This window comes from Gardnerella sp. CCPDSM, assembly GCF_056754715.1.
Map to the genome: position 1 here is coordinate 239,314 of NZ_JBQEQO010000002.1, position 13,792 is coordinate 253,105.

General features: G+C 45.0%; 6 protein-coding genes and 1 riboswitch. Of the genes, 2 read left to right on the top strand and 4 right to left on the bottom strand.

Annotation, left to right across the window (positions count from 1 at the left end; translation table 11 throughout):
- Positions 1-290: 290 nt before the first annotated feature.
- Positions 291-6,701 (top strand): MiiA motif-containing surface protein, encoded by a 6,411-nt coding sequence (locus ACTJLE_RS02175; RefSeq protein ID WP_481267240.1) that lies wholly within the window; start codon positions 291-293, stop codon positions 6,699-6,701.
- Between the two features lie 605 nt (positions 6,702-7,306).
- Entirely contained in the window at positions 7,307-7,843 is a 537-nt protein-coding gene (locus ACTJLE_RS02180; protein ID WP_481267241.1) for a peptidylprolyl isomerase, read from the top strand.
- Positions 7,844-8,120: 277 nt separating this feature from the next.
- On the opposite strand, the gene thiC is transcribed toward ACTJLE_RS02180, so the two are convergent.
- From thiC to ACTJLE_RS02200, 4 genes are all read right to left on the bottom strand, one after another.
- The gene (gene thiC / locus ACTJLE_RS02185) at positions 8,121-10,781 is read right to left on the bottom strand and encodes a phosphomethylpyrimidine synthase ThiC (RefSeq protein ID WP_481267242.1); all 2,661 of its coding nucleotides are present in this window, start codon (positions 10,779-10,781) and stop codon (positions 8,121-8,123) included.
- Positions 10,779-10,887: riboswitch (TPP riboswitch) on the bottom strand. It overlaps the preceding gene by 3 nt.
- 135 nt (positions 10,888-11,022) lie before the next feature.
- On the bottom strand, positions 11,023-11,703 hold the full coding sequence (locus ACTJLE_RS02190) for a methionine ABC transporter permease (RefSeq protein ID WP_481267243.1): 681 nt from the start codon (positions 11,701-11,703) through the stop codon (positions 11,023-11,025).
- A 37-nt stretch (positions 11,704-11,740) separates the two neighbouring features.
- Positions 11,741-12,526 carry a methionine ABC transporter ATP-binding protein gene (locus tag ACTJLE_RS02195; protein WP_481267244.1) on the bottom strand — a complete coding sequence of 262 codons (786 nt, stop codon included), beginning with the start codon at positions 12,524-12,526 and terminating at the stop codon, positions 11,741-11,743.
- A gap of 215 nt (positions 12,527-12,741) precedes the next feature.
- Positions 12,742-13,578 carry a MetQ/NlpA family ABC transporter substrate-binding protein gene (locus ACTJLE_RS02200; RefSeq protein WP_119487516.1) on the bottom strand — a complete coding sequence of 279 codons (837 nt, stop codon included), beginning with the start codon at positions 13,576-13,578 and terminating at the stop codon, positions 12,742-12,744.
- Positions 13,579-13,792: the final 214 nt, after the last annotated feature.

Consider the following 13,792-nt stretch of genomic DNA (forward strand, 5'->3'; position numbering starts at 1 on the left):
CATGCGTGATTCGCGAATTATGTGATTTACGATACATAAATTACTGTATGAAAAGGCTTGCAATGTATGAATAGCTGAGTATCATACGACCTGTACGGGTGTCAGTTTGCAAGTTTATGTACGCTGAAATGCATTAAGAGAGCATGAAGCGTTCTAAGTGGCAGATTGGCGTTGAACAAAGAAGCGAATGCTAATTTATTGGCTGTCGCATGATTGCATATTACAAATTATGCATAAGACAAATTGTGCATAAGCCGGAACATAAAGAATACATGTTGAAGTGAGGAATAATGACGAAGAAGAAGATTATGAGCTCAAAGCATCTTGCTGATTTGCAAAAGTCTATGCAAAAGTCTAGTAACAGCGTTATTTATGCGCCACTTTCTAAGAGCATGTGCGCTGCAATGCTTGCCGGTGCAATGGTGCTCGGGGGGGGGGTATTCATTTCTCCTGCGCCTGCTTATGCTGATGGGTATGTAGCACCTGACGGAAACATTTACTACGGTTACAAGTCAGACGCAAATTACAGTAAAGACCGTCTTAAAATTGAAGTTCATTACTACAGCAACAAAGTTGATGCTGATAATGATACTATTGCCAATCAAGATCCTCTTGGCAAATATGTACATGTAAAGTACACTGCAAATCTTAGTTCTAAAGATAATTCATTTGATAAGTGGGCATTCCGACCAATGTGGTGGTACGGTGTTCCAGCAGGTTTAACTAACGTACACAATATTGAATACAGCCGTTTTGAGGACTATACTGCTTACGGAAAACCTTCTACTACTCCTTCTACTTCTCATGGTCCTAATCAAGATAGCGATAACGTAACTAAGCATTACAAAGATTCGAAGGATTGGAAGAGTATTTCCAGATTCTACGTTGAAGAGCCAAGCAAGCTTAAGTCTATGAACGGTTTAGGTATGCTCCTTGGCATCGATGATAAGAATAGCAATGGTTACGATGCTAACGGCACTAATGCAGGCAATTGGAAAGACTTCTACGAAGCTTCCAAGGGTATGCAGGGAATGTTTATCGATTGGGAGTCTGCAGGTAAGCGCTTCTATGAGATGGATTACGTTGCAGAGTTGACGGAGGACGCGTGGCAGAAGCGTGACGAGCATCCTCTTCGTTTTGCTGCTGGCGTTTACCGTTTTGCTGGTAATTGGCATATTGCTACTGGTCAGATTCACCGCGCTCCAAAGATTGCAGACAGCTTGAAGGTTAAGTATCCAGATCGTACGCCAGTTGCGAAGCTTGGCTCAGTGACTGAGGAAGAACAAGGCAAAGTTAAGACAGCAATCAAGAATGCCAACACAAGCACTCCACACTTCAATAATTTGCTTGACGGAGATGCTGGTATAACAGTTGACGCAAACGGTACTGCAACGCTTACTTTCAAAGACAAGACTACGCTTACAATGCCTGGTAATTTGCTTGTAGTTGAAGATAAAAAAGATAACGTTAAGTTCCCACCTGTCTATCCTGCTCCTATGGGCGTTGTGAATCCGCAGAAGCTAAGCGATGATGATCAGAAGGCGATTATTGACGGCTTTAAGAAAGCTAATGCAGACAAAGACTTCCTTAAGAAAGTTAAGGATAAAGACGCTGAGGCTTATACGTTTGATAACAATAAGCAGGAATTGACTATTAATTACAAGGACGGCTCTTCGCTGACCATTCCTTACGATCAACTGGTATATCAAGGTGCAACAATCGCTGATTGGGCGCCTTACGTTGTGCCTGATCCAATTGCGGTTGAGAATCTTTCTAGCTTGACTACAGATGAGCAAGGAAAAGTAACAGCTGCTTTCGACGAAGCAAATAAAGACTTGGATGTTTATACTAAAGCTAAGAAGGAAGGCAAAACTCCTGTAAGCTTTGATCAAGACTTCCAGAACGCCATCATCACCTGGGCTGATGGCTCACAAACTAAAGTTCCTTCATGGCAGTTCTTAAAGAAGAAGGAAGTGACTCCTGCGCCAAATCCTCAGCCACCACAACCTGCTGTAGCTAAGAAAGAGTTTAAAGTAACTCCTGCTAGCATTGTTGAGGTAAACTTCAATCCGTTTAATACATCTACGAATGAAATAAACGATAAGAACAACAAACAGCAAATTGACAATTTGAAGACTAGATTGGCTGGTTATGCAAAGGATTCTGAAAGTGGTAATGCAGTTAGCGGTGTAACTGTTGAATATGGTGTCGATTCCACTGGTGCTGGCACAGTCACTTTTAAAGCAGACGGATACAACGATAAGACTTATCTGATGAGCATGTTCTTCAAGCAGAAGGCTGCTAATCAGAAGCCAGCTCCGGATACCACTTTGCATCATCCAGGTAATATGACTGATTATAAGTATTATGTGGATCCAGTAAAAGTAGATAACGTGAATTCTCCTTCAGGACAAGATCAGATTGCGGCGTTTAAGAAGTTCATTCAAAAGAACTATACTAACGTAAACGAAAGTGAGTTGGCTACTGGCTTATATACGCTTAAGGAAAATAATACGCCTGTATCGGGTGTTGAAAATATGCAACGCTATGTTCAGGGTCAGCATAATGGCGCTGGTGTAGTGTCGTTTAGTGTTAATACTGATGGAACCATAGCTGTTCAAGGTTTTAAAAGCGGTGATAATAGTTCGAAGAAACTGTTTGATGTGCCTCTGAAAGATCTTTATGTAGCAAAGACTCAAACTCCTACAGACAATACATTTGATCAGTTGAAGAAACAAGCTCTTGCGCTTTGGAATCAGAAGAAGAATACTGAACAGCTTACAGACAGGGACTTTAAGAGGATTGGTATTGATCCAAGTAAGTATCCTGCTGATATAAATAGCATGACTGATACTCCTGAGAACAATGTTGCTCTTCGTAAGCTTATTCAACAGCTTACCGATGCAAAGAAGATTACTCGCAGCTACAATAATGTGTCAGATATTGAAGTTGCTGATACGAATAAGCTGACGGACGATGACTTCAAAAAGGCTATTAAGGCATTCCTTGATGCCAACTACACAGGTGCTGGTGAAGTAAGCAGTACCACATACTCAATTACTTCTGCTCTTCAGCCAAAGCCTGGTACTGTTGACATGGAGCCATATGATGATGCTAAGAATCCTGTTGGCATCACTACCATCTCAAAGGGTACTGGAAGTACGTTAACTGTTACATGCAAAGATAACACTACATTTACTGTTAACGTCACCTTCAGGAAGAAGGAAGAATCTAAGCCAACTCCAAAGCCTGATGATAAGCAACTCCAGCAGATGAAGGAGGATGCGAAGAAGATTATCGATAAGAATCCGTATCTGACTCCTAAGCAGAAGGAAGATTACAAGAAGAAGATTGATCAGGCTACTGATCAGAAGGGTATTCAGAAGATTCTGAATGATGCTAAGAATCAGGGTAATACTAATAAGACTGATCATAATGTTCAGCAAATCATCAACAAGAACAAGAATGGCGGCGAAGAAAAGAAGCAGCACGAGCTTGATGCTGCTAAAGAAGCTGCCAAGAAAGCAATCGACAACCTTCCTAATTTGTCTGATGATGAAAAGAAGGAGTTTAAGAATAAGCTTAATGGTGCAGATGTTAAGACTCCTGCAGACGTCCAGAAGATTGTCGATGAGGCAAAGCTAGCAGATGAGCTTAAGGGTGTTAAGGATGGAGCACAAAAAGCAGAGTTTGTGTTCCTTGACCACGGCACTGCAAAAGGCGAGGACGCTGCTCTTAACAGCGTGCTTGACTCCAAGTCTGCAGAAGATTCTACGCTTAAGACTTTGGCTGATAAGCTGAAAGCAAATCCTGCATCTGCAACTGATATCCGCGATGCTCTTGAAGCTGCTAAGCGTGCTAATGATGTTAACGAGCAGAATGCTAAGCGCGCTGCAATAGCAAAGATTGAAGCATTGGGTCAAGCTTTGGATGATGCTGTAAGCAAACTGTCTGAGGCTGACAAGACTGCTGTTAATGATAAGGTTCAAGCTGTTAAGACTGCTATTGAAACAGCTAAATCTAGTGTTAAGACAGCAACTAAGCCTTCTGATCTTTTGAATGCTATCAACAGTGTCAATACTTCGTTAACTGATGCTAATAGCGCTGTTAAAGACAAGATTGATACTGAGCATAATAACAATAAGAAGCAGAACGATCACATTAGCAATCCAAAAGATCTTCAGAAAGAGAAGCAGAAAGCTAAGGAAGAAATCGATAATATTCCTGGTTTGACTCCTGAAGAAAAGCAGAAGTACAAGGGTGAAATCGATGATTCCGATCATTCTGGTGATCCTGAAGCAGTAGTCAATCGTGCTAAGAAGCACAAGAAGATTAAGGATGCTCTTGACAAGCTTGATAAAGATTTCAAGCATCTTAATAATGCTCAAAAGGAAGCTTTCAAGGCAATCCTCAAGGACACTGATGCTTCTGATCACAAGAACGCTGACGGAACAACTTATGACGACATTGACAATGTTCTAGCCAACGCTGCAAACACCGATAATGCTATGGCTCGTCTTGGAGAGCTGAAGGCTAAGGCTGACGAGTTTGCTAAAGGTGAAAAGTACAAGGGTCTGCAAGAAGGCAATGAGCAAAAGAAAGCGTTTGACGCTGCTGCTACTGCTGCTGGTGCCGTGCTAGACAAAGCTAAGGGCGATGATAAGAATGCGGATCAGGTTAATGAGCTGTACAATGACCTTCTTAAGGCAATGCGTGCTATCGATCCTAATGCTCAAAGTGCTGGTCTTAAGACTGATGCTCTTGCTGCTGAGATTAAGTCTGATAAGGGCTTGAAGCCAGATACTACTGCAACTCCTGCAACTAAGGGCGATTCGGTTTATACCACCGCTTCTCAAGATAAGAAGGATGCGTTTGACAAGGCTTTGCAAGATGCTGAGCAGGCTTTGACAAATGCTTCTTCTGCAGTTATCTCGGATGCTACTAAGGAAGCAGCTGAGCAGAAGAAGATTGACGCTGCTCTTGACAAGCTTATTAAGGCTCGCCTTGCTTTGGATGGTGTTGATACCAAGCAGTTGCAAGAAGAGATTGGTAATGCTCCTACTGTTACGGGCAATGTGACGTACACCAAGGCTTCTGATACTAAGAAGTCTGCGTATGATAAGGCTCTTCAAGATGCTCAGGATCTTATCGATAAGCTAACTGGTAAGACACCTGCTGCTCCAGGCGATAATCTTGACACCAAGGAGAATAAGCAGAAGGCTTTGGATGATGCTCTTGCAAATCTTAAGGCAGCTGAAGCGGCTCTTGATGGTAAGGAGACAACTCCAACGCCAACCCCGTCTCCTGAGCCAACCCCAACTCCAGCTCCTTCGCCTTCTGTTGATAAGTCTCATTTGCAGCAGGGCATTAACGATGGTAGTGATGTTCATGATTCGGATGAGTACAATAACGCTCCTTCGGATAAGAAGCAGGCTTATGATCATGCGTTGGATCATGCTAACGAAGTGAATAAGGATCCGAATGCAACTCAGGATCAGGTGAATCAGGCTGCTGAGGATTTGAATAAGGCTCAGCAGGATTTGCATGATTCTGCTACTGTGAATAAGTCTTATTTGCAGTTGGAGGTTAGCGACGATGTTGCTTTCCGCGGTCGTGGATCGTATCTTGTTGCGGATGCTTCTCTTAAGGATGCGTATAATGCTGCGCTTTCTGAGGCTCGCAGTGTGCTTTCTGATGCTAATGCTACGCAGGAGCAGGTGAATGCTGCTTTGGCTAAGCTTCGTGAAGCTAAGCGTAATATTCTTCAAGCTAATGGTTTGAGTGGTGAAGAGTATGCTGGCGACGGCACTCCTGGAACCGGTAACACTGGCTCTACTCCTGGAACCGGTAACACTGGCGCTGGTAACACTGGCACAGGTGACTTCGGCTTTGGCAACACTGGCACGGTTCCTGGCACGGTTCCTGGTTCTGGTGACTCTGGTTTCGGTTCTACTGGCACGACTAACTCTGGCACGACTAACTCTGGTAGTGGTCATGAGGGTGATTCTTCACTTGGGTTTGGTGTGAATGATAATGCTCCGACTACTGTGGATAAGGGTGAGTTGAACTTGCAGATTGAGGGTGCTGAATCCGGTTCTAAGCCTGGCTCTAACTCTGCTGCTGGTGCCGCTGGTTCTAACTCTGCTGCTGGTGCTGGCTCTAACGCCGCTGCTGGTGCCGCTGGTAATGCTGCAGGTAACGCTGGCGCTGCTGCTGGTGCCGCAGGTAATGCTGCAGGTAACGCTGGCGCTGCTGCCGCTGGTGCAGGTAATGCTGCTAATGCTGCTAATGGTGCTGCTGCTAATGGTCTTGCTGCGGCTAAAGTGAATGCTGCTGTGGAGAATTCTCAAGCTGTGAAGCGTGCGGATGCTCAGGTGGCTGCGGCTCAGGCTGCTGTGAATACTGCTTTGGCTGAGGCTAAGAAGGTTGCGGCTGATCCTAATGCAACTCAGGCTCAGGTTGATGCTGCGGCTCAGAAGCTTGCTGATGCTCGTAAGTCTTTGGCTGCGGCTCAGGATAATGCTTCTAAGGTTCGTGCTGCTGTGCGTGAGCAGGTTTTGAAGAGTGTTAAGGGCTCGAAGCTTAGCAAGACTGGTACTGACGTGTCTGTGTTTGGCATGTTTGCTGCTGGTGTTGCTGCTGCTGGTGCTGCACTCTTCGTGAGCAAGCGCCGCGGAATCTCCCGTCACTGCAGCAAGTAAGCTACGTAGCTAACCTGCTTAACTACACTCAGCTAATCTGCTTAACTACACTCAGCTTAAGCAGATTAGCTCATAAATTAAGTTATGCCATCGCCTTCGGATTCACTCCAGTAGGCGAGGGCATTTTTATATGACAAAGTGCGTAAAGCTAATCTGATGGATATTCTGTGGAATAAGCACACCCCAAACACTGTTACTAACTCAGTCAACGAACTGAGAAAATAACGGTAATAAGCACAACACCGTTACTAACTCAGCTAACGAACTGAGAAAATAACGTTCATGAGACCCTCGCGCAGCGCGACGACTGCGTGCGAGTCTGAAAACTGTTAACTAGAGACCGTAATGCAGAACGCTAACTGCGCGCGAGTCTGAAAACTGTTAACTAGAGACCGTAATGCAGAACGCTAACTGCGCGCGAGTCCGAAAACCGTTAACTAGAGACCATAACGCAGAACGCTAACTGCGCATAAGAATACCCACATTCAATACGCTACAATCCTACTGCCATAAAGGTTATGAGCCTATTTCTTGCACACTTTTGGAACTGCACCCCTCGACTCAAGCGTTTAGAGTAGTCGCGAATATATGGGAAAATTACGAATATGACTACAGTTATTATGCATACTTCTGAAGGCGATATTAAAATCAACCTGTTTGATACCAAAGCGCCTGAAACAGTAAAGAATTTCGTTGGCCTCGCCACCGGTGAGCGCGAATGGATTGACCCATTTAGTGGAAAGCCTTCTAACGAGCCATTTTACGATGGTCTTACATTCCACCGCATTATTAAGGACTTCATGATTCAAGGCGGTTGCCCACTCGGCAATGGCACCGGCGGACCTGGCTACGAGTTCGACGATGAAATTGACGCATCTTTGAAGTTCAACAAGCCTTATTTGCTCGCTATGGCGAATGCTGGAAAGCGTCGCGGCCGTGACGGTCTTTTGCATGGCACTAACGGCTCGCAGTTCTTCATTACAACCGTTCCAACTCCTTGGCTTGACGGCCATCACACGATTTTCGGCGAAGTTGCGGACGACGAGTCGAAAGCTGTGGTAGATAAGCTCGAGTCGGTTGCAACAGATCGCTCTGACGCTCCTCTTGAGCCTGTTGGCATTATTTCTGTTGAAGTTTTGTGAAGCTTAAGCTGCAAATAGATTAGCAATAAAAAAGCGAGCTTTGTAGTAACGTTACATTTACTACAAAACTCGCTTTATTTTAACCTTCTTCAATTATTATTCGTTGCAAGTATTATTTACTAAATCGCGATTGCGTTATTTTGCGATTGCGTGATTTAGTGATTGAGCTACTTCGCGATTGCGTGATTGCGTTACTTCGCACTTACGCTACGCAAGCACTTACGCAAAGTAACGCGAAATCACATACGCTACGCAATCACCTACGCTACGCAACCACCTACGCTTTCACGCTTTGGTACAGCGACGAGCCAGATTCTTGGAACTTCTTGCTCATCTCTTTCATACCGTCGGCAATCGCCTGACTGCGCGCCTCTTCAACAAGCTGCTCCTGCTGAGCGGCACCGCCAAAGCGCTTACGAATATTTTGCGAAATAGCCATCGAGCAGAACTTTGGTCCGCACATCGAGCAGAAGTGCGCCATTTTTGCAGGCTCTGCAGGAAGCGTTTCGTCGTGGAATGCGATTGCAGTATCCGGATCGTAGCTTAAGTTGAACTGATCCAACCAGCGGAACTCGAATCGCGCCTTACTAATAGCGTTGTCGCGATCCATAGCATGCGGATGATGCTTCGCAAGATCCGCCGCGTGGCAAGCAATCTTGTATGCAATAACGCCTTGCTTCACGTCGTCCTTGTTTGGCAATCCCAAATGTTCCTTAGGCGTTACGTAGCAAAGCATTGCAGTGCCGTAGCGCGCAATCTCCACGCCGCCAATTGCGGAAGTAATGTGATCATAGCCCGGGGCAGTATCGGTAGTCAAAGGACCAAGCGTATAGAATGGAGCGTTCTGGCAAATCGCCTTCTCCATTTCAATATTCATACGCACAGTGTCGAATGGCACGTGGCCAGGGCCTTCAATCATCACTTGCACGTCATGCTGCCAAGCAATCTTTGTAAGCTCGCCAAGCGTCATAAGCTCGGAAAGCTGAGCCGCATCGTTAGCGTCAGCCAAGCTACCTGGACGCAAACCGTCGCCCAAGGAGAACGCAACATCGTACTTTGCAAAAATCTCGCACAATTCTTCAAAGTGCGTGTAAAGGAAGCTTTCTTGATGATGCTGCAAGCACCATTCAGCCATAATCGAGCCGCCGCGCGACACAATACCGGTTACGCGGTTTGCTGTAAGCGGCACGTAGCGAAGAAGCACGCCAGCGTGAATAGTCATGTAGTCAACGCCCTGCTCGCACTGCTCAATAACCGTGTCTCGGAACAGCTCCCAGCTGAGCTTAGAAGCGTCATCCTCAACCTTTTCCAAAGCCTGGTACATTGGCACGGTTCCGATTGGCACAGGGGAGTTGCGCAAAATCCATTCGCGAGTGGTGTGAATATCGTTACCTGTGGAAAGATCCATAACGGTATCCGCGCCCCACTTTGTGGCCCACGTAAGCTTTTCTACTTCTTCGTCAATTGAAGACGTTACGGCAGAATTGCCCATGTTTGCGTTGAGTTTAGTTAAGAAGCGCGAGCCAATAATCATCGGTTCTGCTTCAGGGTGATTAATATTGCAAGGAATTACAGCGCGTCCGGCCGCGACTTCGGAACGTACCAGCTCCACGTCGCAATTTTCGCGCGTTGCAACGTATTGCATTTCTGGAGTTACGATTCCGTGGCGAGCGTACCACATTTGCGTAATCGGATGATCCGCGCCCTTCATTGGCTTATGCGTGCGTCCGCGCCATTCCTTAGAAGCCTTGCCGCGCTTAATTGCGCGCTTGCCGTCGTCTTGAAGATTGCGCCTGCGACCCTCATATTCCACAACGTCGCCGCGGTCACGAATCCAGTCAAGGCGAAGAGGAGCCAAGCCCTCTTTAGGATCGCACTTTGGACCTTCAGTATTGTAGTCCTTAAAAGGCGGGTTAGGGCCAACGCCCGGAGTATCCGAAAGCTTAATTTCCGTATACGGAACTTCCAAATCGTAAGAACCGTACTCGTATTCAAAATGAACAGGAGTGGTTTTGCGAATATGCGCCTTGTCTCGCTGAGTGCATCCGCGAGCTGCAATATCGACGCGCTGCTGCTTAGCTAACTTCGCAGCATCCTTTGCTTCTTTCGCATTAATAAAAGTTGGTTTCTTTTCTTCAGGTTTTTGTGAAGAATTTGCGTCGGAATTTTCGGCGACGATTACGCGCTTAGCATAACCGTGCTTTTCTTCGCCTCGCACAGCTTTCCAATGCTCAACAAACTCGCGCATAGTTGATTCTGGAGTTTCGGAAGCGTACAAAGCTTGAGCAACAAAGAAGCCGGCAGCTTTAGTGCGCGCAATAACGTCAACATCTTCAAGCTCAGTTCTTCCGCCAACTAAAACTGGGAAATCACTTGCGGAGCAAATAGTATTAATTTTTGCTTCGTCCAACGTTGTGTGATTTGCTTCCAATTCGTAAGCGGCAGTAGTGTTTTCGCTGCCTTCTTCAGGATTGTGCATTGCAGTTACGCAAATGTAGTCAATGCAACCATCCGGAAGCTCGTTAATAACCTTAACCAAGCTTTCAGTTTCAACCGACAAGCCAATAACAGCGTCTTCGCCAAGAAGTGCTCGCGCCTCCCTAGGTTCCATGTCGCTTTGTGCTAAATGAATGCCGTCAACTTTAATGCTTTGGTTGCGAGCCTGCCAAGCAACGTCAACTCGCTCGTCAATAACAAAAGTTACAGAATCGCACTTATTGTTATCTTCAATAATTTGCGCAATATCGCGCGCGATTGTTGTGATTTCCTTCGCGCTTTCGTCATTGCAATGAAGACGTATTAATGTTGCTCCGGCGCGCAAAGCGTCGTCAACAATATCTGTAAGTGGACGATTATTACAAGCTTGTGGGTCTGCAATAAAGCAGGCGTTTAAATTGAATTGGTCTCGCATCGAGGCGTATGGATAATTCGATGTCATACTAAAATCGTTGCTCCCTACGTTGTATTAACTAAACAGGTTCTAAGGGTCAGGTTCGCTACGCCTATCTCAGCCTTCTAAAAAGAAAGCACCCCCGCAAATGTCGAATTATCAGCCAGTTTACACGATTATGTGGCCTTTATTAGCGTAGGTATGTTGCGATTTTCTTATAACGCTTGCAATCAACTCTTGCTATCTTGCAATCAACTCTTTCTATTGCCGATTGCTATTACGCTTGCTATTACCTCTCGTGATGATTAATAGCGCGAGAAATAACATCTCCCAAAGTTTGCACGATTTGCACAAGAATAATGCACAGCACCACTGCAACAGCCATAACATCGTACTGGTAGCGCTGATAGCCGTAGCGTATTGCAATATCACCAAGACCGCCGGCACCAACTGTTCCAGCCATTGCGGAGAATCCAAAAAGCGTAATAAACGTAAGAGCAGCTCCGCGAATTAGCGAAGGTAACGCTTCCCAAAGCAGCACTTTGTAAACGATTTGCAATTTACTTGCGCCGAAACTTTGCGCAGCTTCAATTAAACTTCCGTCAACTTCTGCCAAAGACTGCTCAACAATTCGCGCCACAAACGGTGCTGCTGTAACAACCAGCGGCACAATAGCACCCGGAACTCCAAGAGACGTGCCAACAATCAAGCGCGTGAATGGAATTAACGCAACCAGCAAAATAATAAACGGCACCGATCGCACAATATTAACAATCCCCCCAAGAATCGCATTAATTGGCGCGTTTGGGCAAATGCCTTTTTTGTCGGAAGTAATAAGCAATACGCCAATAGGAAGGCCAATAACATACGCCAAAAGCGTTGCTACTGAAGTCATAACTAAAGTGTCAATTATGCCTTCAGTAAGCAGATCGCCGTATTCGCTTAAAAATTGTGTTGCAGATTCTATCATTGTTATTTTACCTCGTTCGTAAGCGTATTAAAGCGTATTAAAGCGTATTAGACGTATTAGATGCAGGCTTTTTACGATGATTTTCTTGCTTTTCGTCTGCAATTAGAGTTCGCAAAATATTGCTTTGTGGATTTGCAAATAAGGTTGTTGTGTCGCCTAATTCCACAATATGCCCGCCGTCAATCATTGCCACACGGTCGCAAATATTTCTAGCAACTGCCAACGAGTGCGTAATAATAACAAGCGTTACGTTAAGCTCGCGGTTAATTCGGCGCAGTAAATCAAGGATTTGCGCGGTTGTAGTAGAGTCGAGCGCGCTTGTAGCTTCGTCGCAAAGCATAATCGACGGATTATTTGCCAAGGCTCGAGCGATTGCTACGCGCTGCTGCTGGCCGCCAGAAAGCTGGCTAGGGTAGCGGTCTGCAAGATCTTGCAAACCAACTAAATTAAGCAAATAATGCGCGCGCTCTTCGCGCTTCTTTTTATCAACGTGATTAAGTTCAAGCGGAAAAGTTACGTTTCGCAATACTGTGCGCTGCTGGAAAAGACTAAAATTCTGGAAAATCATGCCAATATTAGCGCGTACTTGAGCAAGCTCTTTATCTTTTACTTCGGTAATATCCTTGCCGTCAATCACGATTCTGCCGGAAGTTGGGCGCTCGAGCAGATTCATGCAACGCACTAGCGAAGATTTTCCAGCGCCGGAAGAACCTAAGATTCCAAATACTTCACCCGACTCAATAGAAAGATTAATATCGTGCAATGCTTCATGCGCTTCGCTACCCTTGCCGTAGCTTTTATGAAGATGTTCAATCTGAATCATGCTTTTCCTTAACAGCTTATTTTGTGTTATGTGAAACATACTAGCGTTACGTACTGCTATAAGCGTTACGTAACGTTATAAGCACTGCGTTACGTACCAGCGTTACGTAATTTATGCACTTTTACGTATATTACACGCTTAGAAAAAATAATGCCGCAAAGCGCGCTAAAATCACACGTATTTACGGCATTATATGGCTACATTGTAAGTATTATTTAGAAAACAGGAAGCACAGCGCCCTTATAAGTCTTAGTAATATAGTCGCGGACTTCGCTTGTTTTCAAAGCCTTAAGTAACGCCTTAATTTTGGCGAGCTTTTCGGAACCCTTCTTTACAACAATAATGTTTTCGTAAGTTTTAGCAGCAATTCCACCAACTTTTTCGGAAGTAAGCGGATCCTTAGTTGGGTTAAAACCAGCCTGAATTGCGTAGTTGCCGTTCATGGCAGCAAGATCCACGTCCTTAATTGCAGTCGGAACGGTTGCAGCCTCAAGCTCCTTAAACTTCAAATTCTTCGGATTGCTCGTAATATCTTTCACAGTAGCGTTAATATCTTTTGGATTCTTTAACTTAATCAAACCGGCATCTTGCAGAAGTAGCAGCGCGCGAGCCTCATTCGTAGGATCGTTTGGCACTGCAACGGTTGCACCATCAGCCAAAGCCTTAATGGTTTTGGTCTTTCCTGGGTACAATCCAAAAGGCTCAAAATGAATTCCGCCTACCGAAACAAGATGCGTTCCCTTTTCCTTGTTGAAATTGTCGAGGTAAGGAAGATGCTGGTAATAATTCGCATCAACTTCGCCTTCTTCGGTAGCAGTATTTGGCTGCACGTAGTCCGTAAACTCCTTAACAACCAGCTTGTAGCCTTCCTTCTGCAAAATCGGCTTTACTACTTTATTAAGGATTTCAGCATGAGGAGTAGGCGATGCTGCTACAGTAACGGTTTTGTCGTCCTGGCTATTCGCATTCTTAGCACTTCCGCAACCGCTTAAAGCGAAAGTTGCCAATGCTGCCAAAGCTGTAATCGAGGCAATAACTTTAATCCTGCGCATAATTTTCTGCTCCTTGTTTGTTGAAATCCGTTTTGAATTTCCCCTTCGCGAGTAACGAATTATCAATATAGGCGAGAAAATTTAATAATTCTACACTTTGCTTATTAGTATTATTTATGACGTGTTAGTAATGCGAATGCTTGCAATGTGGGAAGATAAAAAAGTTTTTCGCTTAAGTTTTGCAACACGTCTCTTACTTGCAATAAAGCAATCT

Coding starts and splice junctions, on each gene's coding strand:
- thiC (WP_481267242.1), bottom strand. CDS start 10,781: ATGACATCGAATTATCCATACGCCTCGATGCGAGACCAATTCAATTTA.
- ACTJLE_RS02175 (WP_481267240.1), top strand. CDS start 291: ATGACGAAGAAGAAGATTATGAGCTCAAAGCATCTTGCTGATTTGCAA.
- ACTJLE_RS02190 (WP_481267243.1), bottom strand. CDS start 11,703: ATGATAGAATCTGCAACACAATTTTTAAGCGAATACGGCGATCTGCTT.
- ACTJLE_RS02200 (WP_119487516.1), bottom strand. CDS start 13,578: ATGCGCAGGATTAAAGTTATTGCCTCGATTACAGCTTTGGCAGCATTG.
- ACTJLE_RS02195 (WP_481267244.1), bottom strand. CDS start 12,526: ATGATTCAGATTGAACATCTTCATAAAAGCTACGGCAAGGGTAGCGAA.
- ACTJLE_RS02180 (WP_481267241.1), top strand. CDS start 7,307: ATGACTACAGTTATTATGCATACTTCTGAAGGCGATATTAAAATCAAC.